The organism is Micromonospora sp. NPDC049060 (genome assembly GCF_040649055.1).
Classification (GTDB): Bacteria; Actinomycetota; Actinomycetes; order Mycobacteriales; family Micromonosporaceae; genus Micromonospora; species Micromonospora reichwaldensis.
The window spans coordinates 23,088-48,574 of record NZ_JBEZEV010000022.1 but is presented as its reverse complement, the minus strand read 5'-3'; the positions used below and the strand labels follow the sequence as shown (position 1 = coordinate 48,574).

General features: G+C 74.4%; 21 protein-coding genes and 2 tRNA genes. 6 read left to right on the top strand and 17 right to left on the bottom strand.

Features of this window, described 5'->3' with window-relative positions; all coding sequences use genetic code 11:
• Positions 1–113: 113 nt before the first annotated feature.
• The 4 genes from AB0B83_RS11915 to AB0B83_RS11900 all read left to right on the top strand — a co-directional run bounded on the left by AB0B83_RS11915 (position 114) and on the right by AB0B83_RS11900 (position 4,411).
• The gene (locus AB0B83_RS11915) at positions 114–419 is read left to right on the top strand and encodes a DUF6403 family protein (protein ID WP_357578156.1); all 306 of its coding nucleotides are present in this window, start codon (positions 114–116) and stop codon (positions 417–419) included.
• A complete protein-coding gene (locus AB0B83_RS11910; RefSeq protein ID WP_357578155.1) occupies positions 401–1,786 on the top strand; it encodes a hypothetical protein in 1,386 nt (461 codons plus the stop codon). Before AB0B83_RS11915 ends, AB0B83_RS11910 begins: the two co-directional genes overlap by 19 nt.
• Complete coding sequence (locus AB0B83_RS11905; RefSeq protein ID WP_357578154.1) at positions 1,783–2,775, top strand: hypothetical protein; 993 nt, start codon at positions 1,783–1,785, stop codon at positions 2,773–2,775. The genes AB0B83_RS11910 and AB0B83_RS11905 overlap by 4 nt, the downstream gene beginning before the upstream one ends.
• A 544-nt stretch (positions 2,776–3,319) precedes the next feature.
• Complete coding sequence (locus AB0B83_RS11900; RefSeq protein WP_357578153.1) at positions 3,320–4,411, top strand: helix-turn-helix domain-containing protein; 1,092 nt, start codon at positions 3,320–3,322, stop codon at positions 4,409–4,411.
• 6 nt (positions 4,412–4,417) lie between these two features.
• On the opposite strand, the gene AB0B83_RS11895 is transcribed toward AB0B83_RS11900, so the two are convergent.
• Positions 4,418–4,768 (bottom strand): hypothetical protein, encoded by a 351-nt coding sequence (locus AB0B83_RS11895; protein ID WP_357578152.1) that lies wholly within the window; start codon positions 4,766–4,768, stop codon positions 4,418–4,420.
• A 116-nt stretch (positions 4,769–4,884) separates the two neighbouring features.
• Here AB0B83_RS11895 and AB0B83_RS11890 point away from each other — a divergent pair, with 116 nt between their 5' ends.
• Entirely contained in the window at positions 4,885–5,028 is a 144-nt protein-coding gene (locus tag AB0B83_RS11890; RefSeq protein ID WP_357578151.1) for a hypothetical protein, read from the top strand.
• A 110-nt stretch (positions 5,029–5,138) separates the two neighbouring features.
• On the opposite strand, the gene AB0B83_RS11885 is transcribed toward AB0B83_RS11890, so the two are convergent.
• From AB0B83_RS11885 to AB0B83_RS11865, 5 genes are all read right to left on the bottom strand, one after another.
• Positions 5,139–5,212 (bottom strand) — tRNA-Ile (locus AB0B83_RS11885).
• Positions 5,213–5,275: 63 nt separating this feature from the next.
• Positions 5,276–6,979 (bottom strand): insulinase family protein, encoded by a 1,704-nt coding sequence (locus AB0B83_RS11880; protein WP_357578150.1) that lies wholly within the window; start codon positions 6,977–6,979, stop codon positions 5,276–5,278.
• The gene (locus tag AB0B83_RS11875) at positions 6,976–7,929 is read right to left on the bottom strand and encodes a hypothetical protein (protein ID WP_357578149.1); all 954 of its coding nucleotides are present in this window, start codon (positions 7,927–7,929) and stop codon (positions 6,976–6,978) included. Before AB0B83_RS11875 ends, AB0B83_RS11880 begins: the two co-directional genes overlap by 4 nt.
• Before the next feature lie 43 nt (positions 7,930–7,972).
• Positions 7,973–9,211 carry an NAD(P)/FAD-dependent oxidoreductase gene (locus AB0B83_RS11870; RefSeq protein ID WP_357578148.1) on the bottom strand — a complete coding sequence of 413 codons (1,239 nt, stop codon included), beginning with the start codon at positions 9,209–9,211 and terminating at the stop codon, positions 7,973–7,975.
• 317 nt (positions 9,212–9,528) lie between these two features.
• A tRNA-Asn gene (locus AB0B83_RS11865) sits at positions 9,529–9,601 on the bottom strand.
• Between the two features lie 269 nt (positions 9,602–9,870).
• On the opposite strand from AB0B83_RS11865, the gene AB0B83_RS11860 reads away from it, so the two are divergent.
• A complete protein-coding gene (locus AB0B83_RS11860) occupies positions 9,871–10,269 on the top strand; it encodes a hypothetical protein (RefSeq protein ID WP_357578147.1) in 399 nt (132 codons plus the stop codon).
• A 93-nt stretch (positions 10,270–10,362) separates the two neighbouring features.
• Here the strand turns inward: AB0B83_RS11860 and AB0B83_RS11855 are convergent, their stop codons facing one another.
• The 11 genes from AB0B83_RS11855 to AB0B83_RS11805 form a co-directional block, all read right to left on the bottom strand.
• A complete protein-coding gene (locus AB0B83_RS11855) occupies positions 10,363–11,370 on the bottom strand; it encodes a sugar phosphate isomerase/epimerase family protein (RefSeq protein WP_357578146.1) in 1,008 nt (335 codons plus the stop codon).
• Between the two features lie 310 nt (positions 11,371–11,680).
• A complete protein-coding gene (locus AB0B83_RS11850; protein WP_357578145.1) occupies positions 11,681–13,786 on the bottom strand; it encodes a ThuA domain-containing protein in 2,106 nt (701 codons plus the stop codon).
• Positions 13,787–13,861: 75 nt separating this feature from the next.
• A complete protein-coding gene (locus AB0B83_RS11845; RefSeq protein ID WP_357578144.1) occupies positions 13,862–16,729 on the bottom strand; it encodes a PQQ-dependent sugar dehydrogenase in 2,868 nt (955 codons plus the stop codon).
• Between the two features lie 312 nt (positions 16,730–17,041).
• Positions 17,042–18,109, bottom strand: a complete 1,068-nt coding sequence (locus AB0B83_RS11840; RefSeq protein ID WP_357578143.1) for a polyprenyl synthetase family protein — start codon at positions 18,107–18,109, stop codon at positions 17,042–17,044.
• Positions 18,106–19,590, bottom strand: a complete 1,485-nt coding sequence (locus tag AB0B83_RS11835; protein ID WP_357578142.1) for a nucleotide pyrophosphatase/phosphodiesterase family protein — start codon at positions 19,588–19,590, stop codon at positions 18,106–18,108. Before AB0B83_RS11835 ends, AB0B83_RS11840 begins: the two co-directional genes overlap by 4 nt.
• The gene (gene eboE, locus AB0B83_RS11830) at positions 19,587–20,774 is read right to left on the bottom strand and encodes a metabolite traffic protein EboE (RefSeq protein ID WP_357578141.1); all 1,188 of its coding nucleotides are present in this window, start codon (positions 20,772–20,774) and stop codon (positions 19,587–19,589) included. Before eboE ends, AB0B83_RS11835 begins: the two co-directional genes overlap by 4 nt.
• A complete protein-coding gene (locus AB0B83_RS11825) occupies positions 20,774–21,640 on the bottom strand; it encodes a TatD family hydrolase (protein ID WP_357578140.1) in 867 nt (288 codons plus the stop codon). The genes eboE and AB0B83_RS11825 overlap by 1 nt, the downstream gene beginning before the upstream one ends.
• On the bottom strand, positions 21,640–22,242 hold the full coding sequence (locus AB0B83_RS11820; protein WP_357578139.1) for an EboA domain-containing protein: 603 nt from the start codon (positions 22,240–22,242) through the stop codon (positions 21,640–21,642). Before AB0B83_RS11820 ends, AB0B83_RS11825 begins: the two co-directional genes overlap by 1 nt.
• A 35-nt stretch (positions 22,243–22,277) precedes the next feature.
• Positions 22,278–23,234 carry a sugar phosphate isomerase/epimerase family protein gene (locus AB0B83_RS11815; protein ID WP_357578138.1) on the bottom strand — a complete coding sequence of 319 codons (957 nt, stop codon included), beginning with the start codon at positions 23,232–23,234 and terminating at the stop codon, positions 22,278–22,280.
• A complete protein-coding gene (locus AB0B83_RS11810; protein WP_357578137.1) occupies positions 23,231–24,085 on the bottom strand; it encodes an SCO3242 family prenyltransferase in 855 nt (284 codons plus the stop codon). The genes AB0B83_RS11815 and AB0B83_RS11810 overlap by 4 nt, the downstream gene beginning before the upstream one ends.
• Positions 24,069–25,229 (bottom strand): inositol-3-phosphate synthase, encoded by a 1,161-nt coding sequence (locus tag AB0B83_RS11805; protein WP_357578136.1) that lies wholly within the window; start codon positions 25,227–25,229, stop codon positions 24,069–24,071. Before AB0B83_RS11805 ends, AB0B83_RS11810 begins: the two co-directional genes overlap by 17 nt.
• Between the last annotated feature and the right edge of the window lie 258 nt (positions 25,230–25,487).

Below are 25,487 nucleotides of genomic sequence, written 5' to 3'. Positions count from 1 at the left end.
GGTGGGGCTGGTTCGCACCGATTCGCCTCGATGAGCCAGACTCGGTCGTACCCCTGCCTGCCCCGACGGCTCCCGAGCGCACCCCCGTACCCCTCGCCCGATGGTTGGAGCGCATGTCCCACACCCTCCTCGCCTGGTTGGTCGGCGGCGTCCTGCTGGTCGGCGCGGGCTTCGCGACGACCCTGCTGCCCCGGTGGCGGGCGCGGGGGCGGGAGCGCCGGACCGCCTGGTCCGCCGCCCGCGCGGCCATCGACAGCGCGGCCGTCAGCCGGGACGCGGCGGCGACCCGGGTGCCGCAGGCCGAGCAACTGCTGGCCCGCGCCGAGTCGATCGCCGCCGGACGCGGCGGGCCGTCCGCAGCCCGGGCGGCGGCGGAACACGCGAGGGAGGCCGACCGGCTGTGGCGCACGCACCAGTGAAACCCCGCAGGCGATACCGGTACGAGCTGCTGCGCTGGTCGCTGCTCGGCGTCGCCGTGATCGTCCTGGTCGTCTTCCTGCTCGCCCAGCGGCAGAGCGTCGACGTCAGCTACGGCCGGTCGCCGGCCGCCCCGGCGAAGATCGACGAGGGCTCGGCGGGTGAGCTGAGCGACGCGAGCGTGCCCTCGGTGGACGAGATGACCGCGCTGGTGGCCGCCGAACCCGTGGTGCGGCTCCCCGGCGCGACCGCGCGCTGGAACGAGCAGCGGGTCCGCGAGGCCGCCGGCGCCGAACCCGTCCGCATCCTGGTCGCGCCGCCCGGGCTCGACGAGGACGAACGCAAACGGGTACGGGACGTGAAGAACGCGACCGTCCGGGTGATCGGCACCGAGGTCAGCGGCGGCATCTACCAGGCCGTACCCGACACCCTGCCCGGCTGGCGCGCCCAGTTCGCCACCGCCGACGTGACAGGCACGCTGGTGGCGTTGATCGCCGCGCTGCGGGACGCGCCCGACCCGCCCGAGCACGACGAGCTGCGGTGGCGTGAGCCGACCGACCGGGAGCTGACCGCCGTCGCCGCCGACCTGCGGGCCACCGGCCTGCACCTGGGGGCCGGGGCCACGCTGACCCGCGTCCCCGACAAGGCCGCGCGCAACGCCTTCCCGGACGGCGCCCGGTACGTGGCGCTGCCCGCGCAGCCGTTCGGCGAGCCGGTGCCCCGGTACGGTCCGGCGCTGGCCGAGCTGTTCCCGGGCACGCCGATCGTCGTGATGTACGGCCTCTGGATCGAGTACCACGGGCCGGCGGCCGACGACTTCGCGGAGCTGGCCGGGGCGAGTTTCTACGGCCAGTTCGGCGGCCGGCTGAGCCGGTACGACTACCCCCAGGGCAACATCCTGACGGCGTACCTGAACCGGGTCACCGACCTGCGCTACTCGGGGCTGTTCGACCGCCCGCTGCCGTACCGGCCGATCGACCCGCTGCGGGTGGCGCTGCCCGCCCTGCCGTGGCTCTTCGCGGGCTGCGTGGCGACGTTCCTGATCCTCTCGGTCCGGTCGCTGCGCCGGTCGGACGCCCTGGTGGTCCGGCGGGGCGACCCCGGGCGGGGTGGCACGCCCGCCCGGTTGGCCGGTCTCACCGCGCTCGCCGTCGAGATGTCCCTGCTCACCGACGCCCGCAGCGATCCGGCGCTGACCCGGGGCTTCGTCAAGCTCCAGGCCGCCCGCGCCGCGCTCGACGAGGGGCTGCCGGACCGCCACGTGCGGACGTTGCTGGACGAGGCCGCCGACGAGCTGGACGACGGCGCCCGGACGTTGGGCATCGCCAGCTACCGCCCGCACCTCTACCTCCGGGGCAGGTTGTCGTGAGCCAGTCCGTACGACGTCGGCTCGCCGACCTGTTCGGCACGCCCTTCGGCGTCGCCGTCCTGGCCTGCCTGGCGCTGGCCGGCTGGGCGTTGTGGACCGGCGGGGCGCTGGACGGCCCGGTCGCCCGCCACGTGCGCGCCTCCTCCGTGTACGTCGCGCCGGGCGTCGAACTGGACCGCGCGGCGGCCGAACGGATCATCGGCAACCGCCGGCTGGTCGTGCTGATGCTGGCACCGGGCGCCGACCTCAGGCAGGGCTGCCGCCAGGTCGAGCGCGCCGCCGACGGGACCGTCGTGCTGGTGATGAGCCGCGACGGCGACGAGTACGACACCTACGGGTGCGCGCTGCTGCCCGGGCGCGACGACGGGAACTTCGGCCGCGCCTTCGTGGCCGAGATGGCCGTCAGCCGGGGCGTCGACACCTTCGCCGACCGCCCCCTGGAGGCGCTGAAGGTCGTCACCGTCAACTACGACCTGCTGGTGAAGGCCGGCACCGTTCCCGACGGCGCGCGGACGATCAGCCCGTCGCTGCCCCGCTTCCTGCTCGCGGCCGCGGCGATCGTGGCCGTCGTCGCCGGGGCGACGGTGCTCTACGTCGGTGGCCGCCGCGCGGGCCGGCTCGCGGACGCCCGTCGCCGCCGCCGCGACGACAACGCCGACGCCCGCAGCGCGCTCAGCGCCGCCGCCGCCGTGCTCGCCCAGCAGATCATCGACCTCGACCGGTGGTACGCCATGGCGGAGCGCCAGGCCTACGTCGACGGCGCCAAGGAGACGTTCGGCAGGAAGTACCTGGCGCTGACGTCGGACTACGCCGCGCTGCTCGAACGCGTGACGGCCGTGGACGCGGACGACGAGGACGCCGTACGCCGACTCGTCGAACGCGTCGACGCGTTGAGCGGGCGCGCGGCGGCGCTCACCGGGTCGGCGACCGCGAACGGGGCACGCCCGAAGTCCGCCCGGCGCGCCGGCGCACGGCCCTCCGGCGACTGACGACGCTGCGCCGAACCGCGTCGGAGGTACGCCGGCCCGCTCGGCCGGCACCGTGCCCCGTTCACGGCGGTGCCCGGTCTCGCCTGGCCGCGCGGGTGGCCCCTGCGGCACGTACGGGGGCACCGGACCCGCCGATACGGACCGGGGGCCCTCGCATCCGGACCTGCCTCGCATCGTGCGGAACCGGGGCGGCGGCGTGACCGACCACCGGGACATGCGCAAGCTCAGCCCGACCGAAGGGGGCAATCGATGTTCGGCATGGACGTGAACCGGCGGACGGTGTTGCGGGCGGCGGTGGCCGGCGGGGCCGGTGTCGGCCTGGCCGCCACCGGCCTGGGCGATCCGGCCCGGGCGGAGCGGCCCACCGACCCGGAGGGGCCCGCCCGGGGACCACGCATCGCGATCCTGCTCTTCGACGGGATCGCCCCGATCGACGCCATCGGCCCGTACGAGGTGCTGTCCCGGATACCGGGCGCGTCCGTGGTGACCGTCGGCAAGCGGACCGGGCAGGCGCAACGGCAACGAGCTGCCGATCGGGCGGCGGGTGGCACAGTTGCGGGCGCGTCGGGGCATGAGTCAGCAGGTCTTCGCCGACCGGATCCGCAAGTCGAAGAGCTGGGTGGACAAGGTGGAGCGTGGCGTACGTACCCTCGATCGACTTTCGGTGATCGAGACGGTCGCCGGGGCCCTCGGCGTCGCCCCGGGCGTCCTGCTCGCCGGCAAGGTCCAGCGGGCCCGGGCCGTCGACAGCGGCGGCGCCGTGGAGGGGGTGCGGGCGGCGCTCGCCCGCTACGACATGCCCGGCTCCGGCAACGACCGCCAGTCGCCGCCGTCGGTGCGCCAGCTCGACGACCAGGCGGGGTACGCGTGGACGGCGTACCGCAACGGTCACCACCCGCAGGTGCTGCGGATGCTGCCTGACCTGCTCGGCGACAGCCGCCACACCTGCCACCCGCAGCCGGGCAACGCGTCCACCGCCGAGGTGCTGGTGCGGGTCTACCGGCTCGCCGCCCAGGTGCTGGTCAAACTCGGCGAGGCCGACCTGGCCTGGCTGGCCGCCGACCGGGCGATGACCGCCGCCCTCACCGCCGTACACCAACTCGACCTGGCTCGGCCCCCCGACTGCCCGGCGGGCGGGCCCGCCCTGACGGGGACCCTGCTGATCGAAGCCGCCCTCGCCGCCGCCGCGTCCGGAGACGCCGCCGCCACGGCCGACCTCATCGAACGCGCGGCCCGCCTCGCCGCCACCCACGACGAACGCCACCACCGCGACCATGACGGCGTCGGGTTCGGCCCCACCACCGTCGAACTCGCCCGCGCCCTGACCGCCATGCATTTCGGCGACCATCAGCGGGCCGTCACCACCCACCGGCGGGCCACCAGCGACGACGCCTGGCACCTGCTCCCCGCCGAACACCGGGCCGCCCACCTGATCGACATCACCCGCACCCACCTCGACCTCGGCGACCCGCACGCCGCCGGACGCGCCCTGGTCACCGCTGACGCCATCGCCCCCGCCGAGATCCGCCTGCGCCCCGCCGCCCACACCGCACTCACCGCCGTGCTCCGCGCCGGCTCCCCCGCCGCCGACGTGACCCGCCTCGCCGCCACCCTTGGCCTGACCTGGCTGCCCTGATCCGCGCTACCCGTCGTCGTCGGGGTCGGAGTCCTTTGCGATGCGGACCACCCGGTCGAGCGCCTTCCCGCCGGTGAGGAGCACCGCACAGAGCATGGAGATCGTGCCCGGGATGAAGACGAGCAGGTTGTCGATCCGGGCCCACGCGGCGGGGCTCCACATCGCGACCCACGTCAGCACGAGAGCGATGGCCGTCGTGAGTTCGCCGACAAGACTCACGATGCTGGCGAAGAACGCGCCTCGGCGATGTTGCTGCACGGCACGTCTGGACAGGTGGAAGTCGATCCCGAACAGGACCAGGAGCAGGGCGAAGACGGAGAGCAGCAGCCCGAGGTCACCGGGGGACAATTCGCGCATATGCCTACTATGACGGGATGCCGACAGACGAACGGCGCAACTGGGCGGTGCGCCCACTGCTCAGCAGGCTCCTGTAGGCGGTGGCCCGAGGCCCGGGCCCGTTGCGGGAGGCTGCAATGGCGGTCCACCACGAACAGACTTTCGGGGACGCGATCGTCGCCGCGCTCCTGGCCAACGGCTGGGAACGCGGCGGCAACGACGAGAAGCAGGGCTCGAAGTCCGAGCAGCTCGCCAGGGCGCCAAGCCCCGGCCAGAACTGACTCGCCGCTCACCTGCTGCCAAGAACGTGAGTTGGGCCGGAGAATGGCAGCGAGGCCAGGATATCCGCAGCGACCTGCGCTTCTGCGGCCCTGGCCCCCTCCGTTCGGGGTGGGGCGGGCGGGACTCGAACCCGCGACCGAGGGATTATGAGTCCCCTGCTCTAACCGGCTGAGCTACCGCCCCATTACCGCGCCGGATCTTATCCCGCCCGGTGGATCACCGGCCAGCACGAAACGGCGCCGTCGCTCATCGGCGTCGCCGGCGTAGCAGCACGATGGGCAACGCGAGGATAACAGTGAGCAGCCATCCCACCGCGATGACGCCCCACAGCCAGCCCTCGTCGCTCTCGGCCGTCTCGGTGATGAACATGCCGAGGGTCAGCAGGAAGGTCCCCCCGCCGATCGCCAGCGCGGCGAGGCCGCTGACGACCATCAGCGGGATCTCCCACCAGGAGCGCTTCACCGGCTCCCGCCGTGCGGAGCCAGAGCCGGAGCCGGTCGCGGCCTGCGGCTGCGGGATGCGGTCCGGGTCGCGGGCCGGCATGGCCACCTGCCGGTCGGCCGGCACCTGGGAGTCGATCACCCGGATCGCCCCGGGGTGCAGGTCGAACATGGTCGGTTCGATCCGCATCGAGATGGCGTCGTCGCCGATGAGCTGCCGGGCGCCGTCGGGCCAGGTAAGCATGAGGGCGCATTCGGCGTACCGGACGGTGAGCGGGCCGCCGCGGCCGAGCCAGCTCACCCCGTCCACGCCGACGTGCAGTTCCCCGTCGCCTTCCTTTTCCCGGTAGGGGGTGCCGGCGACGGTGTCGGCCGAGCGGGTGGGCGCCGCGACGAAGCCGGCCCAGTCGGCGCGGTGCCCCTCGGGCACCATCAGCAGCGCCCCGGCCAGCACCTCGCGGGCCACCTCGTGCACGTCGTCGACGTCGACGTCCTTCAGCTCGGCGCGGTGCTCGTCGACCGTGAGGTTGCGCTCCCCGGTGAGCACGTTGAAGGCGTACGACGGCAGCCGCGCCGCGTCCACCTCGGCGGTGCCGAGGAAGTCCTGCCGCTTCGCCACGACGGCGTCGAGGTCGGCCTGTTCGATCCGGCCGACCCGGAGCTTGGCGAGCGTGTCGACGAAGCCGCCGAGCACGGCGTCCTGCTTCTCCGGCAGCGCGTCGGCCAGCGCCCGCAGCGTCGCGTGGCCGTCGCCGCGCGGCTCGTAGCCCGCCGTCGTCTGGTAGGAGAGGCCGCCGTCCTGGCGCAGCGCCCGGTACAGCTCGCGCTCCAGCACCCCGGCGAAGACGCTCGCGGCGGTCCGGCGCCGCACGACGGCGTCCAGCACCACGGCCCGCGACCCGCCGACGAAGTACGCGGGGGTCTGCGGCAGCGCCGACGACGCGGCCGGCACCGGCTGCCGTACGCCCTGGGGCAGCCTCAGGCGCAGCCCGGCGGGGACGGCCTTCCCGGCGATCCAGAGCACCGCGTTCTCCCGGGTGAACCAGCGGGCCGCCCACTGCCGCAGGTCGTCGGCGGTGAGCGCGCTCAGCCCCCACTCCGGGTAGCTGGTGATGCCGAAGTCGCGGGCGCCGTGCCGCCACAGCGGGATGTTGTCGACGGCGGCCGTGCCCCGGCTGCTGTACTCGGTGCGCAGGATCTCCTTCTCCACGTCGAGCCGACCGGTCGGCAGCTCGGTCAGGTTGGCGCAGACCGAGGTGAGGAAGGTGGCGATGTCCTGCGCGGAGCCCTGCATGTGGAACGTGGTGAACACCGGCGCGGTGGCGCCGTTGACGTGGTAGTCGGCCAGCCCGAGGGGGGCCAGCGCGAGGTGTTCCAGCAGGTGGGTGATGCCGCTGCGGGCGAGCGTCTCGTCGGCGGTGCCGACCCGGAAGGTCAGCCCGGCGCGCATCGGCCCGCCGGTGGGGGCGAGCAGCGTGGGCACCCCGTCCACGTCCAGTTCCTGGATCATGACCGCCCACCCTTCGCGTACGCCTTGTCGCGGAACTTCTGGAACTGTTTGGTCGCGTCGCCGTCGATGTAGCCGAACATCGCCTCGTCGCCGAGCGGCCCCATGGCCGCGAACTGCTGTGCCGCCGCCTGGTACTCGTCCATCAGGCAGAAGGCCATCGCGAAGACGCTGCGCACCCAGACCCAGCCCCAGTCGTTGCGGAACTCGGGGTGCCAGACCGACTGCTGCGCCGCCTGGTGGATCTCGCGCTGCACGTGCGCGCCGCGCAGGTGGGCGCCCGCCTCGCGCAGGTCGTCGTGGTCGAGCGCCTCCTCCAGGTGGGCCTCGACCACCAGCACCGCGTTCGGGGCGCCGGGCGGGGCGGCGTCGGCGCACTCCCGGGCGAAGCCGTGCGCCCGCTCCCAGGTGCCGCTCCACTTGGGACAGAACTGTTGCAGCAGCGAGGCCTGGGCCGGCAGGTGGTGCGGGTGGTGCTTGGCGAGCTGGTCGTAGCGGCGGCGGGCCTCCGCCTGGCCGAGCTCCAGCCCGCGCGCGTTGGTGATCCGCTGCGTCCAGGCCGCCGCGTCGTCCGGGTGCCGGGCAGTCACGTCGATCAGCACCTGCTCGGCGCGCCGCAGGTGGGCGTGGAACTGGGCGAACTGCTCCCGGCTGACGTGCTGCGCGCGGTAGGACGAGCGGATCCGCCAGCCGGCGCGGATCAGGTGCGACCCCAGCAGGGCGCCGGCGAGCGCGTCGTCGGGCCGCTGCGCCAGCACCTCACGCAGGAACTCCTCGATGTCCTCGGCCTCGCCGGCCTCGCCGACGAGGAAGGTCCGGCCGTGCGGGTCCTGCCCGTCGACGAGCGCGCGCAGGGCCGGCCAGTCGCGCGCCGCGAGGGCCGCGCGCACCTGACCGACCTGGGGGTACGCCGCCGCGACGTCGAGGTTGGGCGGCGGAAGGGGTGCGGGCATGGCGAGGAGCATAAGTGATCTTCAACGGGACGTGACCCTCCGTTCAGCCGGTACGCAGCTCCGACAGGACGGCCCCGGCGGCCCGCCAGCCGCTGGCGAGGGCACCCTGGATGGAGGGGCTGTCCCGGTGGTCGCCGGCCACGAACAGGCCCTCCCCCAGCGCCACCGGCTTGCGCAGTCGCCCCTGCGGCGGGGGCGCGGCGGGCAGCGCGTCGGGGATGGACACCGTGGTCAGGTGGGTCCAGTCCGCCGTGGACCGGCCGTAGAGCCGGGTGAGTTCCGCCCGTACCGTCGGCTCGGGCGGGGCCGACGGGCCGACCACCGAGGTGGCGACCAGGTGCCGTCCTGCCGGCGCGTACGTGGGCGCGGCCCTGCTGACCACCACCGTGTTGGCGACGATCTCGCGCCGGTCGCCGTCGAGGAGCAGGATCGGCTCGTCAAGCGGCGGCTCCGGCGTGCTGTGGTAGTAGGTCGTGTAGGCGTGCGTGCGTACCGCCGGCAGGCCCGGCAGCAGCGTGGCCGCAGCCGGCGGGTCCACGGCGACCACGACGGCGCGGCAGCGGAGGTCGCCGGCCTGGGTGCGGACCCGGCCGGGCGCGACCTCGGCGACCGGGGTGTCCAGGTCGATCAGCTCCGCCGGGAGCGGGTCGGCGACGGCGCGGGGCAGCGCGGCCATCCCCTCGGCGGGCAGGCCGATCCGGCCCCGGGCGAAGGAGCGCAGCACCATCGCGAGCACGTGGCTGGAGGTCTCCAGCTCGCGGTCGATGAGGACCCCCGACAGGAACGGCCGCAGCAGTTCCTCGACGATCGCGTCGGAGAGGCCGGCGCGGCGCAGCGCGGCCTCGGTGGTGGTCTCCTGGGCGTTGAGCAGCCGTTCCTTCGGCAGGGTGGCGCAGCCCGTGGCGAGCGCGGCGAAGCGTAGCCGGTCGAGCAGGGAGCCCACGCCGGCCAGCGCGGTGCCGGGCGCGCCGGTGGGTTCGCGCAGCGGGTTCACCAGGCGGGCCAGCCGGTCGCCCCTGCGCACCAGCACGCCGGAGGTGAAGTGTCCGAGGCGCAGCCGGTCGACGTCGAGCAGGGCGCCGATCCGGGGGTACGCGGTGTTGAGCACCTGGAAGCCCCGGTCCAGCAGGTAGCCGTCGACCGCGTCGGTGGCGACCCGGCCGCCGAGCCGGCCGCCGGCCTCCAGCAGCCGCCACGGCACACCCGCGCGGTGCAGCCGCCGGGCCGCGGCGAGCCCGGCCAGGCCGCCGCCGACCACGACGACGTCTGTCTCGGCGAGCATCGCGCACCTCCCGCTCTCCGTCGGTCCGGGACAGCCGGCCCGGCCACCCACCTACCCACGAATCGACGCACCAATCGACGCAGCGGGAGTCCAAGTCGACAGCGACCATCCTGCCGGGCGCGCGGCCCGGAAGTGGGCGAAACAGGTCGTCCCGCACTGGCGGCCACGATCCCCGCCACGATGGGCGCGGGCCACGGCGGCGGGGGCGGCCGGCAGACACGGGGCGGGAGCGGCGGCAGAGGGATGGGCGCGGCGGCGGGCGGCGTGGGGAACGGCGAACGCCCGCCGGCGTGGCCGACGGGCGTCTGGTGTGGAAGCTCCCCCGTTTGGACTCGAACCAAAAACCTGCCGGTTAACAGCCGGCTGCTCTGCCAATTGAGCTACGGGGGACCGTTGCGTCGTCCGGCACTGATCTCGCTGCGCCGTGCGACGGCACAAGAGTACAGGATTCCGGGGGGTGTTGGTCCAGGGGGTTACCGCTTCGATCGGCGCCCGCGCACACGACAATAAACCCGGACAAATCGTCATCCCGGCACAAGGAGGTATGAGCGGAGAGCAGGATGGGTAGTTAGCTGTAGACAGAGAAGGCAGGCGCGATTTGGTCGCCTCCGGCGGGGTAACCGTCGGTCGACGGCGCGTCAGGTACGGAAGGAGCCGCCATGCGCGGAAAGATGATGTTCCTTGGCGGGCTGGCTGCGGGATTCGTCCTGGGCGCCCGTGCCGGTCGGGAGAAGTACGAGGAGCTGGTGATCCGGGGCCGCAAGGTGCTCGACCACCCGACCGTCCAGGAGGCGGCCGGTGTCGCGCAGGCCCAGGCGACCCGCCTCTACAGCGAGGGCAAGGACAAGCTCGGCCAGTCGAAGCTGGGCGAGAAGCTCAGCAGCAACGGCCACAAGCAGGAGCTGACCGCCGCCGACGACGCGTTCGCCGGCACGCCGGCCACGGTCGGCGCGAAGAGCTCCACCGGGTCGTCGAGCACGGCCTCGACCTCCGGGTCGACCACCGCCACGCCCCGTAGCAAGCCGTCCAGCTCGGGCACCAACGGCAGCACCCTCTGATCGCACCTTCGCGCGGGCCGGTCGCCTCAGGGCGACCGGCCCGTTCGTGTACGGGCCCCCGACGACGGCCCGCTCGGGCGCCACCCGGGGCGGTCAGTCCCTGCTGGTGAACGCGGCGTCGAAGGCCGCGGCCGGGGCGTCGAAGGCGAGCCGGCGGACGAACTGCAACGCCTCCGGGGCGCCGACGAGGCGGTCCATCCCGGCGTCCTCCCACTCGATCGAGATCGGGCCGGCGTAGCCGATCGCGTTCAGGGCCCGGAAGCAGTCCTCCCAGGGCACGTCGCCGTGGCCGGTGGAGACGAAGTCCCAGCCGCGCCGCATGTCCGCCCACGGCAGGTGCGAGGCGAGCCGGCCCCGCCGCCCGTCCCCGGTGCGCACCTTCGCGTCCTTGCAGTCGACGTGGTAGATCCGGTCGGCGAAGTCGAAGATGAAGTTCACCGGGTCCAGCTCCTGCCACACGAAGTGCGACGGGTCCCAGTTCAGCCCGAACGCGGGCCGGTGCCCCACCGCCTCCAGTGCCCGCTTCGTCGTCCAGTAGTCGTACGCGATCTCGCTCGGGTGCACCTCGTGGGCGAAGCGCACGCCCACCTCGTCGAAGACGTCCAGGATCGGGTTCCACCGGTCGGCGAAGTCCTGGTAGCCGCGCTCGATCATCGACGGCGGCACCGGCGGGAACATCGCCAGCGTGTGCCAGATCGACGAGCCGGTGAAGCCGACGACGGTGTCCACCCCGAGCTTCGCCGCCGCCCGGGCGGTGTCCTTGATCTCCTCGGCGGCGCGGCGGCGTACGCCCTCGGGCTCGCCGTCGCCCCAGATCCGGGCGGGCAGGATGCCCTGGTGCCGCTCGTCGATCGGGTGGTCGCAGACGGCCTGGCCGACCAGGTGGTTGGAGATCGCGAAGACCTTCAGGTTGTGCTTCGCCAGGGTCTCGCGCTTCCGCTCGACGTACGAGTCGTCCGCGAGCGCCCTGTCGACCTCGAAGTGGTCGCCCCAGCAGGCGATCTCCAGCCCGTCGTAGCCCCACTCGGAGGCGAGGCGGCAGACCTCGTCGAACGGAAGATCGGCCCACTGGCCGGTGAAGAGCGTGATGGGTCGCGCCATGGTGCTACTCCCCTGTGTTGATGGGGGATTCCGTGGGTGCGTGACCGGGGCGAGGGCGACCGGCCGGGCCGGTGCGGCGGCGGGCCACGGCGGGACACCGGTGGGTGCGGGTGTGCACCTGGACCCGCCGGGTTGCGCCTCCCGCCGGTCACCGGCAACCGCCACGGTCGCCGCCCCCACTCTAGGACCGCCGGGCCGCCCACGAAAGCCCCCGCCCCTCCCCGCGATCCTGCGGCTGTCCGTCCCCGGTGCGCACACCGTGCCGGGCGCGGACCGCGGGATCGCGGGGAGGAACGGGAGGGTCAGCGGATCAGGGCAGGGTCCACTTCTGGTTGGCGCCGGTGTGGCAGGTCCACAGGTGCACGGCCTGCCCGTCGGCCGGGTTGTTGCCCGAGACGTCCAGGCACTTGCCGGTCTGCGGGTTCTTCAGCGTGCCGTCCGCCTGGGCCGACCAGTTCTGCGCGCCCGTGCCGTTGCACGTCCACAACTGGATCTTCGTGCCGTCGGCCGACGCGCCGCCGGAGACGTCCAGGCACTTGCCCAGCGCCTTCACCGTCGAGTTCGGCGTCACCGTCCACGTCTGCGCCGTGGACCCGCTGCAGCCGTAGATCTGGATCTGGGTGCCGTCGGCCGTGGCGCCGTTGCGTACGTCCAGGCACTTGCCGCCCAGGCCCCGGATCGGCCCGACGCCGCCGCTGCCGCCCCCCTTGACCAGCGTGAAGTCGTCCACGTCGAAGAGCCCCGTGCCCGAGCCGGTGAAGGTCAGGTAGAGCGTGCCGGTGCCGGACGGCACACCGGAGAGGGCGGCCGTGACGTCGGCGAAGGTGTTCCAGCCGCCGGTGTTGGGCACCGCCACCGAGCCGAGGACGGTGCCGGTCGCGGAGCCCGTACGGACCTGGATGGTGCCGCCCGGCCCGCCGGAGACCACCCGCGCCCGCAGCGACGTCGTGCCGGTCAGGTCGAGCCCGGCGTACGCGGCCCAGTCCCCCGGGTCGATGTGCCCGAGGGTCTGCCCACCGTTGGCGCCGGCCTTGGTGAACGGCGAGACCCCGGAGGCCGAGCTGAACGCCTCGGCCTGGACGGTGTTCCCGACCGGCGGGTTGACGCCGAGTTCCTTGATCCGGATGTTGCGGAACGAGGCGTCGTCGCCGGTGCCGTGGTTCTGGAGCCCGATGTGGCCGGCGAGCGAGCGGACCGGGTCGGTGTTCGTGAAGTCGTTGATCTTCACGCCGTTGAGGAAGACCTGGAGGCGCTCGCCCTCGACGAGCAGCTCGTAGGTGTTCCACTCCCCCGGCGGGTTCAGCGCCGCGTCCCGGGCGGCGATGTCGGCGGACTTGAAGGTGTAGACGGCGCCGGTCGTGCGGTCGGCCGCGTCCGTGGCGTCGATCTGCACCTCGTAGCCGTTGTTCACCGCCGACCAGGGGTCGCTCGACGGCGGGAAGCCGATGAAGACGCCGGAGTTGTCGTCACCGGCGAGTCGCCAGTCCAGCTTGAGCGAGTAGTTGGTGAACTGCTTCGCGCTGTACCAGTACAGGCCCATCCCGCCGACCGAGGTGAGGGTGGCGTCGGCGTTGCTGAAGCTGCCCGGCCCGGCCTGGGACCAGCCGGTGGTGGAGCCGTTGTAGAGCGGCGTGTAGCCGGTCTCGGGCCGGCAGTCGGCCTTGGCCCGGCCGGCCGCGTACCGGATGCCGCCGAGCAGGTGGGCGCGGAAGGCCGGCTCGGCGTACGACGCCTGGGTGTGCCCGCCGCCGGTGTAGAAGGACCGGCCCCCGCTGAAGGTCTTGCACCACGAGTGCGGGTGGTCGGCGCCCATCGAGCCGCCCGTGTAGGAGGACTCGTCGAGGGTGGCCAGCACCCGGGCCGTGGACCGGGCGTTGGTCTGGTAGTTGTACCACTCGTCGGTGCGGTTCCAGGTCTGCGGCAGGTGCGCGGTCGCCGCGTGCGCCCGGTTCTCCGCCTTCACGTTGGCCGGCTGGATGGCCGGATGCGAGGCGAAGTACGCCCCGACCAGGTTGCCGTAGAACGACCAGCCGTACTCGGTGTCGGCGGCGGCGTGCACGCCGACGTACCCGCCGCCGGCGCCGATGTACGACTCGAAGGCGCTCTGCTGCGTGCCGTCGAGCACGTCGCCGGTGGTGTTGAGGAAGACCACCGCCTCGAAGCGGGACAGGTTGGCCGTCGTGAACTGGGCGGCGTCCTCGGTGGCGGTGACGGTGAAGTTGTTGGCCGCACCGAGGTCGCGGATCGCCTGGGTGCCGACCGCGATGGAGTCGTGCCGGAAGCCGGCGGTCTTGGAGAAGACCAGCACGTCGTACGGGGCGTCGGCGGCGCTGGCCGGCGTGGCCGGGGTGGTGCAGGCGAGGACGGCGAGGACGGCGGTGGCCGCGCCGAGGAGGGGTCGGAGGAGTCTGCGCATGTCGCTCTCCAATGCCGGGGCTGTCGAGGGCCTGCCGGGGCGGGGAGGGGCCGTCGTGCCCCTCCCCGCCTCAGGTCAGGGCAGGGTCCACTTCTGGTTGGCGCCGGTGTGGCAGGTCCACAGGTGCACGGGCTGGCCGTCGGTCGGGGTGTTGCCCGAGACGTCCAGGCACTTGCCGGTCTGCGGGTTCTTCAGGGTGCCGTCCGTCTGGGCCGACCAGTTCTGCGCGCCGGTGCCGTTGCAGCCGTACAGCTGGATCTTCGTGCCGTCGGCGGACCCGCCGCCGGAGATGTCCAGGCACTTGCCCAGCGCCTTCACCGTCGAGTTCGGCGTCACCGTCCACGTCTGCGCGGCGGTGCCGTTGCAGCCGTAGATCTGGATCTGGGTGCCGTCGGCGGTGGCCGCGTTGCGTACGTCCAGGCACTTGCCGCCGAGCCCGACGACCGGGCCGGTGCGGACCCCCGCCGAGCCGGTGGTGAAGGCGAACGTGTCCACGTCGTAGAGCGCGCCGGTGCCCGTGCCGGCGAACGTGAGGTAGAGCGTGCCGGTGCTGGCCGGCGCCCCGGAGATGCTGCCGCTGACCGTGGTGAACGCGTCCCAGGCACCGGTGACCGGCACGGTCGCGGAGCCGAGCACGGTGCCCGTCGGCGAGCCGAGCCGCACCTGGAGGGTGCCGCCGGCGCCGGCCGAGGAGACCCGGGCGCTGAACGAGGTCGCGTTGTCGATCCGGTACGGCTCGAACGCGATCCAGTCGCCGTTGTTGATGTCGCCGACGGTCCTGCCGCCCTCGGCGGTGCCCTTGTCGAAGGTGCCGACGCCGGAGGAGGTCTTGAAGTGCTCCGCCTGGCGCTTGCGGGGCTGGAGGGTGTGCTGCTTGTGCGTGGTCAGCCCGCCCGCGTCGGTGTACTCGGCGTCGAAGACGGCGAAGATGTTCGCCGCGTCGTCGTGTTCACCGTCGACGGGGATGGTGATCGAGCCGGAGCAGCCGTTCTTCGAGGTGATCTGGTGGCCGTGGTTGTCGTGGCCCAGCACGTACGTCATCTTGACCTTGGTGCAGTCGATGGCGGCGTCCTCGGGGTCGGTCACCGTGATGCTGAACGGCACGGTGTCGCCGTAGCTGAACAGCTTGCCGTTGGCCGGGCTGTTGATGGTGACCGTGGGCGCGGTGTTGCCGACGCCGATCTGCACGTTCGCCGTGCCGGTCGCGCCCTGGGGGTCGCGTACGGTCAGGGTGACCTGGTAGGTGCCGTTGGCGGTGTACGTCTTGCTGGGGTTGGCCGCCGTCGAGCTGGTGCCGTCGCCGAACGCCCAGGAGTACGTGAGCGCCCCGCCCTCGGGGTCGCTGGACCCGGCCGAGGAGAAGTTCACGGTCAGCGGGGCCGCGCCGGAGGTCTTGTCGGCCGCGGCGACGGCGGTCGGCGCCCGGTTGCCGCCGGCGATGTAGTCGTAGCGGTAGAGCGCCGAGTTGGCGTCGCCGTTGAAGTACCCGGTGCCGTAGTCGAGGATGTAGAGCGCACCCTCGGGCCCGAACGCCATGTCCATGATCTGCTTGCCGTTCCACGGGAACGTGTCGATGCCGCCCGGGCTGCCGTCGGCGTTGAGGTGGATCGGCTTGACCCAGCCGCGGCCGAGTTCGCCGGCGAAGAACTGCCCGTCGAAGGACTGCGGGAACTTGGTGGTGGAGTTCAGCGCGGCGTCGTAGCGGTAGACGGGGCCGCCCATCGGCGACTCGGAGCCGCCGCCGAACTCGGGCGGGGTGCCGGCGTCGCCGGCGTACCGGATCCAGGCCGGCTTCGCGCCGGGCAGGGTGGGCAGGCCGGTGTTGCGGAACGAGTTGTTTGTCGGACCGCCGGAGCAGTTGTATTTCGCCCCGGCGGTCCCGGCGGCGAAGTCCCACTCGGCGTACGTCTCGGTGGCCGTGTTGGTGCCGGTGCAGTACGGCCAGCCGTAGTTGCCGGGCCCGGTGACCCGGTTGAACTCCACCTGGCCGCTCGGCCCCCGGGCGCTGGTGGTGCCGGCGTCCGGGCCGTAGTCGCCCACGTAGACGATGCCGGTGGCCCGGTCCACGCTCATCCGGAACGGGTTGCGGAAGCCCATGGCGTAGATCTCGGGGCGGGTCCGCGCGTCCGAGTCGACGAACATGTTGCCCGCCGGGATCGAGTACGTGCCGTTGGCGTTCACCTTGATCCGCAGGATCTTGCCGCGCAGGTCGTTGGTGTTGGCCGCGCTGCGCTGCGCGTCGTACGCGGGGTTGCGGTTGGTGCGCTCGTCGATGGGCGCGTACCCGGCCGAGTCGAACGGGTTGGTGTCGTCGCCCGTGGAGAGGTAGAGGTTGCCGGCGGCGTCGAAGTCGATGTCGCCGCCGACGTGGCAGCACATGCCCCGGTCGGCGGGCACGTCGAGGATGTCGACCTTGCTGCCGGTGTTGATCGTGAAGTCGGCGTTGAGGGTGAACCGGGAGAGCCGGTTGACGCCCTGCCAGGCCGAGAAGTCGCTGCCGGTCGCCGGCGCGTCCCCGGCCGGGGTGGACAGCGGCGGCGCGTAGTAGAGGTAGATGTGCCGGTTGCTGGCGAAGTTCGGGTCGGCCCCGACGCCCTGCAACCCCTCCTCGTCGTGGGTGTAGACCGGCAGCGTGCCGATCACGGAGGTGGTGCCGGCGGAGTCCGTACGCCGGACGGTGCCGTTGCGGGCGGTGTGCAGGACCGACCGGTCCGGCAGCACCGCGATCGTCATGGGCTCGCCCACCTCGGCGACGCCCTTGGCGAGGGTGACCTGCTGGAAGTCGGTGCCGACGATGGGGTGTGCCTGGGCCGGGCCGGGGCCGCCCAGCGTGGCCGGGCCGGCGCCAAGGGCTACCGTGCCGGCGGTGGCGACCAGTAGCAGCGCCGAGGCGGCGGAGAACCGTCGTCGGAGCCGTGGGGTGTTGGCGTCCTGGGTGGACATGGGTGTGCCGTCCCTTCCTGACTAGTGACTGCCAGGGCGGGCGCGCGCCGTCGCGCCGGATGCCGTAGCGGGGGATGCGGTCGGCCCGCCGGGGTGCCGTGCCCGGCTGGCCGCGACCTGCGAGGGATGGAGTGGACCCCATCGATCGGAGGTCACCAGTCGATGGGTTCCCGCGCCGCCGGTTCACCTCGACGAAACAGATTCGTGATGGCCCGACATTAAATGGCGAGCATCGATGTGTCCATACCTTCCGCCGATTCGGCACCAACTTTCGTCGATCCCGTCAAAAGTCGCCGCCTGCCGGAGCGCGACTCAATGGGGACGGTCGACGGCCTGGGCGGCGAGGGCGGTCAGGGCGGCACGGGCCCCGGCGGGCACCGGGGTGGATCCCAGGGCCGCCAGGGCGGCCTCCGTGCGTACCCGGATCATCTCCTCGATCCGCTCGCGGGCCCCGGTGCCCTCGATGATCTTCCGCAGCTCGGCGGCGCCGTCGCCGTCGAGCGCCGGGTTGCCGAACAGCTCCCGCAGCCGCGCGGCCTGCGCCCGGTCGGCGGCACCCCGGGCCAGCGCCATCATCACCGTCGGCTTGCCCTCCCGCAGGTCGTCCAGGACCGACTTGCCGGTGACCGTCGGGTCGCCGAAGACCCCCAGCACGTCGTCGCGCAGTTGGAACGCGTCGCCCAGCGGGTCGCCGAACTCGGCCAGCGCGGCCAGCAGCTCCGGCCCGGCCCCGGCCAGCGTCGCCCCGATCTGCAACGGCCGGGTGACCGTGTAGCGGGCCGCCTTCATCCGGACCACCGTCAGCGCGCTCGCCACCGAGCCGTCGCCCACCCCCGAGACCAGGTCCAGGTACTCCCCCGCGATCACCTCGGTGCGCATCAGCGCGTAGACCGCGTACCCCCGGTGCACCCGCCCGGCGTCCAGGCCGCACTCGTGGAACATCTGGTCGGACCAGGCGGCGCAGAGGTCGCCGCAGAGCAGCGCGGTGTTGCGCCCGTACGCCTCGGGGTCGCCACGCCAGGACGAGCGGGCGTGCAGGTCGGCGAAGAGCCGGTGCACCGACGGCCCGCCCCGGCGGCGGTCGCTGCCGTCCAGGATGTCGTCGTGGATCAGCGCGAACGCGTGGAACAGCTCCAACGCGGCGGCGGCCGTCACGATCGGGGCGCCGTCGGGGCCGCCCGCGCCCCGCCATCCCCAGTAGCAGAAGAGCGGGCGCAGCCGCTTGCCGCCGGCCAGCACGAACCGGTGCAGCGCGGTGAAGACGCCCCGGGGAGCGCCGTCCGGCCAGTCCCGGCCCTGCCGGTCGAGGAAGGCAGCGAGCGCGGCGTCGAACCGGGCCCGCAGCCCGCTCGTGTCGGTCGGGGCGACGACGGCGGTCACGCCTCCTCCCCGGACGGCCCCGCCAACGCCGGGGTGGGCGGCCCGGCCGACGCCGGCGCGGCGCGACGCGGCGGCGGGACCGTGCCGGGGTTCGTCTGCGGCGCCAGCCCCGCCAGCTCCAGCAGGAGTGCCTTGACCTCGGTCGCGGCGACCCGGTCCCGCGCGGCGGACGGATCGGAGCAGAGCAGCACCGGCCCGTCGGCCGGGTCGGCCGGGAGCCGGCCGTGCGACCCGCGCACCGCCCGGGCGCCGGCGTCCAGCCCCACCGCGCTCATCAGGTAGCGCATCCCGAGCTTCTTGCGGGCCAGCGCCACGGCGGCCCGCCGCTTCGCCGCGCCCGGCGCGGCCGGGTCGAAGAACAGTTCGGCGGGGTCGTAACCCGGCTTCCGGTGGATCTCCACCAGCCGGGCAAAGTCGGGCGCGCGGGCGTCGTCGAGCCAGTAGTAGTAGGTGAACCAGGCGTCCGGCTCGGCGACGAGCACCAGTTCGCCGGCGCGCGGGTGGTCCAGCCCGTGCGCCGCCCGGCCGTCGGCGTCGAGCACCTCGGCCACCCCGGGCAGCCCCGCGCAGAGCGCCGCCACCGCCGGCACGTCGGCCGGGTCGCGGACGTAGACGTGCGCCACCTGGTGGTCGGCCACCGCGAAGGCCCGCGAGGTCCACGGGTCGAGGTACTCCATGCCGGCCTGGGTGTGCACCCGCAGCAGCCCCTCGGCGCGCAGCAGCCGGTTGACGTCGACCGGCCGGGAGACGTCGGTGATGCCGTACTCGGAGAGCACCACCACTGTCGCGTCGCGGGCGCGGGCGGCGTCCAGCAGCGGCCCGAGCACCCCGTCCAGCTCGGCCGCCGCCGCGGCGGCCCGGGGCGACGAGGGGCCGTGACGTTGCAGGTCGTAGTCGAGGTGCGGGACGTAGACCAGGGTCAGGTCCGGCGCGTGGTCGGCGAGGATCCGCTCGGCGGCCCGGCAGATCCACGCCGACGACGCCAGCCCCGCGCCCGGCCCCCAGTAGCTGAACAGCGGGAAGGTGCCGAGCCGGTCGGTGAGGGCGTCGTGCAGCTCCGGCGGGTCGGTGTAGCAGTCCGGCTCCTTGCGCCCGTCCGCGCGGTAGACGGGGCGCGGGGTGACCGTCCAGTCCACGTCGGCGCCCATGGCGTACCACCAGCAGACGTTGGCCACAGTGAAGCCCGGCTCGACCCGGCGGGCCGCCTGCCACAGCCTCTCGCCACCGACCAGGGCGTGGTGCTGCCGCCAGAGCAGCACCTCGCCGAGGTCCCGGAAGTACCAGCCGTTGCCGACGATCCCGTGCCCGGCCGGGAGCTCCCCGGTGAGGAACGTCGACTGCACCGGGCAGGTCAGCGCGGGCAGCACGGTGCCCAGCTCCGCGCGGAAGCCGGCGTCGGCGACCGCGCGCAGCCGGGGCATGTGCGCCAGCAGGCGCGGGGTCAGCCCCACCACGTCCACCACCACGAGCCGCCGGCTCATGCCGGCACCTCGCTGCCCTGTGCGGGCGCCAGGCCCAGGGCGAGCAGCTCGGCGCGGGCGAAGGCCAGCTCCGCGGCGATGCCGGCGGCCAGCTCCGCGTCGGTGCGCGGGCGCCGCGCGGCCGGCAGCACCCCCCAGGTGTACGTCTCGACGTCGAGGTGGTCGCAGCCCGCCTCCGGCCCGGCGTAGAGCGCGGCCAGCGCGGCGCGCAGCACCGGCAGGGTCGAGCCGAGCGGCGGCTCGGGCGGGGCGTGCAGCGGCACATGGTAGTGCACCCGCCACTGCCCGGGCAGCCGCGCCTCCAGGGCGGCGTCCAGGTCGTCGGCGGCGTGGGCGGCGTCGGCCGGGTCCGCCGCGCCCGCACAGCCGGCGGCGCGGGTCTGGTGCAGGAAGCGCGGCTCCACCCAGCGGCGCAGCGCCGCCGTCGCCCCGGCGGGCGCCTCGATGGCGGCCGAGACCTGCACCTTCACCACCGGCAGCCCGGCCGTGCGCAGCCGGCCCAGCGCCTCGGCCGGCGCCTCCCAGGCGCAGGCGAGGTGGGCGAGGTCCAGGCAGACGCCGAGCCGGTCGGTGTCCACCCCGGACAGGGCCGCGACGGCCTGGCCGGTGCTCTCCACCACGCAGCCCGGCTCCGGCTCGAACCCGACCCGGACCGGTCGGCCGGTCTCCCGCTCGACGGCCGCGAGACCCGCCGACAGCTCGTCGAGCCGGTGGCGGGCGGCGTCCGCGTGAACGGCGTCCCAGGGCCGCCGCCAGGCCAGCGGCAGGGTGGAGACCGAGCCCCGGGCCGCGTCGTCGGGCAGCACGTCGGCGAGCACCCGGGCCAGGTCCAGGGTGTACGCGAGCCGCGCGGGCGTCGTCCAGTCCGGGTGGTAGACGTCGCCCTTGACCACGGGAGCCTGGAAGGCCGCGTACGGGAAGCCGTTGAGCGTGACCACCTCCAGCCCCCGGGCGGTCAGCGCGGCCCGCAGCCGCCGGCGGGCGGCCGGGTCGGCGGCCAGCTCGGCGGCGACCGGGGCGGCCAGCCACAGCCCGAGGCCGAGCAGGTCGGCGCCGAGCGCCTCGCGTACGGGCACGGCGTGGGTGTCCAGTTGGCGCAGGATGCCGGCGAGGTCCTCGGCGGGGTGCACGTTCGTGCAGTAGCCGAGGTGGACGGTGTCGCCGCCGGCGTGCCGCAGCCGCATCAGCTGCCGCCGCGCAGGATCGAGTTGCCCGCCCAGGTGCCGATCGGCGGGTCGGCGGCGGCGTGCTCCAGGTCCGTCAGGTCGAGCCGACCGGACTGGCCGTAGAACTCGACCGGGTTGCGCCACAGCACCCGGTCCACGTCGTCGTCGGTGAAGCCGGCCAGCAGCATCGCCTCCCCGGTGGCCCGGGTGAGCAGCGGGTCCGAGCGCCCCCAGTCGGCCGCCGAGTTGACCAGCACCCCCTCGGTCCCGTACGCCCGCAGCAGCTCCACCATGCGCGGCGGCGACATCTTGGTGTCGGGATAGATGGAGAAGCCCAGCCAGCAGCCGGTGTCGCGGACCAGCCCCACCGTCACCTCGTTGAGGTGGTCGAGCACCACCCGGCCCGGCGCGACGCCGGACTCGGCGACCACGGCGAGGCTGCGTTCGACGCCCCGCGCCTTGTCCCGGTGCGGGGTGTGCACCAGGGCCGGCAGGTCGTGGGCCACGGCCAGGGCGAGCTGGGCGGCGAACGCCTCGTCCTCCTCCGGCGTCATCGAGTCGTAGCCGATCTCGCCGACCGCCACCACGGCGTCCTTGTCGAGGTAGCGCGGCAGCAGGTCGAGCACCGGGCGGCAGCGCGGGTCGTTGGCCTCCTTCGGGTTCAGCGCGACCGTGGCGTGGTGGCGGATCCCGAACTGCCCGGCCCGGAACGGCTCCCAGCCGACCAGCGAGTCGAAGTAGTCGGCGAAGGAGGCGGGGCTGGTGCGGGGCTGGCCGAGCCAGAACGCCGGCTCCACCACCGCCCGGACGCCGGCGGCGGCCATCCGCTCGTAGTCGTCGGTGGTCCGCGAGGTCATGTGGATGTGCGGGTCGAAGATGCGCATCAGGCCTCCTGGATTTCGCGCAGCCGGGTGAGCAGGTCGGTCGCGTCCGCCGGCATGGCGCGCCCGGCGGCCTGCCGCTCGGCGGCCAGCGACGCGAGCATCGCGGCGAGTTCGCCGTCGGCGCGGGCGTCGAGGTCGTGCACCACGGCCAGCGGCACGCCGGTGAAGACGCACTTGAGCACCGCCTGCCGCCAGGCGGCCGGGTCGAGGTGCCGGGCGTACGGGCCGAGGGCGGCGGCCAGCAGCCGGGTGTCGTTGGTGCGGATCGCGTCGTGCAGCAGCGGCGTTCCGGCCGCGCCGACCGGCAGCAGCGGCAGCGCCTTGAGCACGGCCCGCTTCTCGGCGGCGTCGCCCTGCCGGTAGCGGGTCTCGGCGTGGGTCGCGTGGCCGGTCGGCAGCGCGGCCAGCAGCAGGGCCCGGGCCGCCTCGTCGGTGCTCCAGCCGGGCGCCCCGGGCAGCGGTGCCCGGCCGCAGCGCCGTCCGGCGGCCGGGAAGAACCTGTCGATCGTCGCCGGTTCGGCCGCCACCCGCCGCAGCGCCTCGTCGAGCCAGTCGGGTTCGGGTACGCCCCGCAGCGCGGCCCGCAGTGAATCCGGTGTCATCCCGTCTCCTCCCTCGTGCTGCCGACGTGGCCCCGTCACCGGTGCTGGCGTGCCGCCTCCTTCGCGGTGGCACCCGGTCCCGGGCGCGCCGCCTCCTGCGCGGCGGCGCGCAGGAAGTCGAGCGAGCGGGCCGCGACGACGGGGGCGGCGTGCGAGTGCCGGGGCAGTTCCACGGCGACCAGGCCCCGGTAGCCGGCGTCGCCCAGGGCCCGCAGCACGGGCGGGAAGTCGATCTCCCCCGCGCCGAACTCCAGGTGCTCGTGAACGCCCCGGCGCATGTCGTCGATCTGCACGTTGACCAGGTACGGGCCGACCTCGCGTACGCACTCGGGGACACCTCGCGGCTCCAGGCAGCGGCAGTGCCCGATGTCGAGGGTGATGCCGAAGCGGGCCGGATCGCCGAGCGCGCCGCGCAGCCGGCGCCAGCCGGCGATGTCCTCGACCAGCATGCCCGGCTCCGGCTCGAAACCGAGCGTCGTGCCGGCCGCCTCGGCGGCGTCGAGCACCGTCGCGCAGCCGGCGACCAGCCGGTCCCAGGCGGTCTCCGGTGGCACCGTCCGGGGGCGTACGCCGGACCAGAGGGAGACGGCCTCCGCGCCCAGGTCGGCGCCGATCCGCACGGCCCGGCGCAGGAACTCGACGCGCCGCGCCGGGTCGTCGTGCAGCAGCGTCGGTGCGTGCTTGTGCCACGGGTCGAGCAGGTAGCGGGCGCCGGTCTCGACGACCACGGCCAGGTCGAGCGCCGCGAGCCGGCGGGCGACGGCCGCCACCCGACGGGCCAGCGCGGGCGCGAACGGGTCGAGGTGGTCGTGGTCCAGGGTGAGCGCGACGCCCTGGTAGCCCAGGTCGGCGACGACGGCGAGCGCGTCGGTCAGCCGGTGGTTGGCGAACCCGTTGGTGCCGTAGCCGAACCGGAGCCCGCCGTCGCCGTCGGCCGCGCCGGCCACCGCCGTGCCCCGGGGGCCCGGCGCGGGACGGGTCGGGGCGGTCATGTCGGGGAGATCCTTCGGGCGAGCCGGCCGCCGAGCGGCGCGGCCGCCGCCACCGCCAGCCCCAGCAGCCCGGCCCCGGCGCGTGCGGTGAGGGCGCCCTGCAACGCGGGCAGCCCGGTGATCCCGGCTCCCACCGCCGCCCGCACCCGGCCGGCGCGGGGGTCGGCCGCCGCCCGGGCCTGGGCCGCGCCGTAGCGGGCCGCGTACCAGCCGGCCAGCAGCGCCGGCAGCGCGGCCCGCTCGGGGCGGGGCCGGGCGGCGGCGCCCGCGGCGACCAGGGCGGTGCCGGCGAGGGTACGCAGCGGCAGCGCGGCGTCGGCGCCGGTGACCTCGCGGCGGGAGAGCGCGGTGACCGTCCACGTGTGCGCGGCCACGGTGACCGCCGCCGGCACCGCCCGCAGCGCCCGTCCACCCGTCGCGCCGAGGAGGACGTCCAGCCCCCGGCAGGCGGCCATCACAGCCGGGCCGGCGGCCGTCGACTTCGCCGCCAGGTCGTACCCCCAGACGGCGGCGGCGAGCGGGACCGCGACAGTCACGGCGCGCCGGCCACCGGCGGCGGCGGCCAGCGCGACCCCGGCGGCGGTGAGGCCGGCGGCGAGGCCGAGCGCGGCCCCGGGGGCCACCCGGCCGCTGGGGATGGGCCGCTCGGGGCGCTCGACGGCGTCCAGCCGGCGGTCGGCCCAGTCGTTGGCGGCCATCCCCGCCCAGTAGAGCAGGACGGACGCGGCGGCCAGCGCGGGCGTACGCCGCCCGAGCGTGCCGGCGGCGGCCGCGCCGGCGACGACGTCCCCGGGCACCGAGAGCGCGGCCGGCGCCCGGACCAGTTCGGCGAGGTCAGCGAGGCGCGGCATCGGTGCCTCCCGCGTGCAGCCGGTGGGCGAAGCCGCACAGTCGGGTCCACTGGTCGGCCAGCGAGTGGGTGGGCGTGCCGAGCGGGTCCTTGAAGAAGAAGGCGAGGTCGGTCAGGGGGCCGGCGTGGCCGGCGGCGTGCGCGGCGGCGGTGAGTCGGGCCAGGTCGAGCACGAGGGGCGCGGCCAGGGCCGAGTCGCAGCCGTGCCAGGTGAACTCCATCCGCATCCCGGTGCCGAGGAACCCGGCGAACGTGATCAGGTCCCAGGCGGTCTTGAAGTCGCCCAGCGCCTCGACGTACTCGATCCGGGTGCCGCCCTGCGGCAGATGGCCGAGGGTCTCGCCGAGCACCCGCTGCTTGCTCTCCACCTTTGCCGCGTTGGCCGCCGGGTCGGCGAGGGTGGCGCCGTCGCCGCCGCCGAGCAGGTTGACCCCGGACCAGGAGCGCACCGCCAGGTGCCGCATCGCGAACATCGGCGCGAGCACGGACTTGACAAGCGTCTCCCCCGTCTTGCCGTCGTGCCCGGCGTACGGGATCCCCCGCTCGGCGGCCAGCGCCACCAGGGCCGGGAGCCGCAGCCCGGTGGACGGGGTGAAGTCGACGTACGGGCAGCCCGCCCGCACCGCCGCGTACGCGTAGAGGGAGCTGGGCGGCAGCACCTCGTCGGGGCCGGCGAGCGCGGCGGCCAGCGCGACCGGGTCGGCGTGGCCCGGGTGCGGTCGGGCGGCGGGTTCGGTGGCCGAGACGTTGACCACCACCACCCGGTCCAGCCCGTGCCGGCGGCGGAAGTCGGTGAGGTCGCGTACGGTCGCGGCGGCCCGGTCCGCCTGGGTGCCGCCGGTGGGGGCCGGACGCAGCTCGCGTTCGACGGCGGCCAGCTCGTCGGGGAGGGCGGCGACCAGCCGGCCGGGCAGCACGCCGGCGGCGGCCAGGGTCTCGGCCCGCTTCGCCAGCGGGGTGGTGACGACGTCGTGCCCGCCGAGGACCAGGTCGGTGAAGGCCGGCAGGGCGGGCCCGCGCAGGTCGGGCAGCTCGGTGACGCAGCCCGTCGGGCCGGTGAGCCCGGACCGCAGGGCGAGCGCCCCCACGATGCTGGTGGTCGCGACCGAGCCGCGTGCTCCCACCAGCCAGACACCCGTACGCATGGTGCTCCTTCCCGATCAGGAGGAACCAGCCGTGCATTGAGTTATATAGATATCAGAAGTTTGTTCGGAAAGATACGCATCTATGCGGATGGGCCCCGTCCGCCGGCCGCCCCGGGAGGAGCCCACCGGTCCGGTGTCGACGTCGGCGGCGACGACCCCGGCCCGGATCCCGGCGCGGGCACGGACGGACGGGGCTGGCAGGCAGGGCCGGTCGGCGTCCCGTCCCTGCCTCCCCCGCATCCGCCGGTCGGGACGACG

What these genes read in the sequence shown, in the direction of transcription:
- AB0B83_RS11815 (WP_357578138.1), bottom strand. Translation starts at nt 23,234, where the DNA reads ATGACCGCCCCGACCCGTCCCGCGCCGGGCCCCCGGGGCACGGCGGTG.
- AB0B83_RS11845 (WP_357578144.1), bottom strand. Translation starts at nt 16,729, where the DNA reads ATGTCCACCCAGGACGCCAACACCCCACGGCTCCGACGACGGTTCTCC.
- AB0B83_RS11870 (WP_357578148.1), bottom strand. Translation starts at nt 9,211, where the DNA reads ATGCTCGCCGAGACAGACGTCGTCGTGGTCGGCGGCGGCCTGGCCGGG.
- AB0B83_RS11850 (WP_357578145.1), bottom strand. Translation starts at nt 13,786, where the DNA reads ATGCGCAGACTCCTCCGACCCCTCCTCGGCGCGGCCACCGCCGTCCTC.
- AB0B83_RS11810 (WP_357578137.1), bottom strand. Translation starts at nt 24,085, where the DNA reads ATGCCGCGCCTCGCTGACCTCGCCGAACTGGTCCGGGCGCCGGCCGCG.
- AB0B83_RS11860 (WP_357578147.1), top strand. Translation starts at nt 9,871, where the DNA reads ATGCGCGGAAAGATGATGTTCCTTGGCGGGCTGGCTGCGGGATTCGTC.
- AB0B83_RS11895 (WP_357578152.1), bottom strand. Translation starts at nt 4,768, where the DNA reads ATGCGCGAATTGTCCCCCGGTGACCTCGGGCTGCTGCTCTCCGTCTTC.
- AB0B83_RS11875 (WP_357578149.1), bottom strand. Translation starts at nt 7,929, where the DNA reads ATGCCCGCACCCCTTCCGCCGCCCAACCTCGACGTCGCGGCGGCGTAC.
- AB0B83_RS11820 (WP_357578139.1), bottom strand. Translation starts at nt 22,242, where the DNA reads ATGACACCGGATTCACTGCGGGCCGCGCTGCGGGGCGTACCCGAACCC.
- AB0B83_RS11825 (WP_357578140.1), bottom strand. Translation starts at nt 21,640, where the DNA reads ATGCGCATCTTCGACCCGCACATCCACATGACCTCGCGGACCACCGAC.
- AB0B83_RS11835 (WP_357578142.1), bottom strand. Translation starts at nt 19,590, where the DNA reads ATGAGCCGGCGGCTCGTGGTGGTGGACGTGGTGGGGCTGACCCCGCGC.
- AB0B83_RS11880 (WP_357578150.1), bottom strand. Translation starts at nt 6,979, where the DNA reads ATGATCCAGGAACTGGACGTGGACGGGGTGCCCACGCTGCTCGCCCCC.
- eboE (WP_357578141.1), bottom strand. Translation starts at nt 20,774, where the DNA reads ATGCGGCTGCGGCACGCCGGCGGCGACACCGTCCACCTCGGCTACTGC.
- AB0B83_RS11805 (WP_357578136.1), bottom strand. Translation starts at nt 25,229, where the DNA reads ATGCGTACGGGTGTCTGGCTGGTGGGAGCACGCGGCTCGGTCGCGACC.
- AB0B83_RS11915 (WP_357578156.1), top strand. Translation starts at nt 114, where the DNA reads ATGTCCCACACCCTCCTCGCCTGGTTGGTCGGCGGCGTCCTGCTGGTC.
- AB0B83_RS11890 (WP_357578151.1), top strand. Translation starts at nt 4,885, where the DNA reads ATGGCGGTCCACCACGAACAGACTTTCGGGGACGCGATCGTCGCCGCG.
- AB0B83_RS11855 (WP_357578146.1), bottom strand. Translation starts at nt 11,370, where the DNA reads ATGGCGCGACCCATCACGCTCTTCACCGGCCAGTGGGCCGATCTTCCG.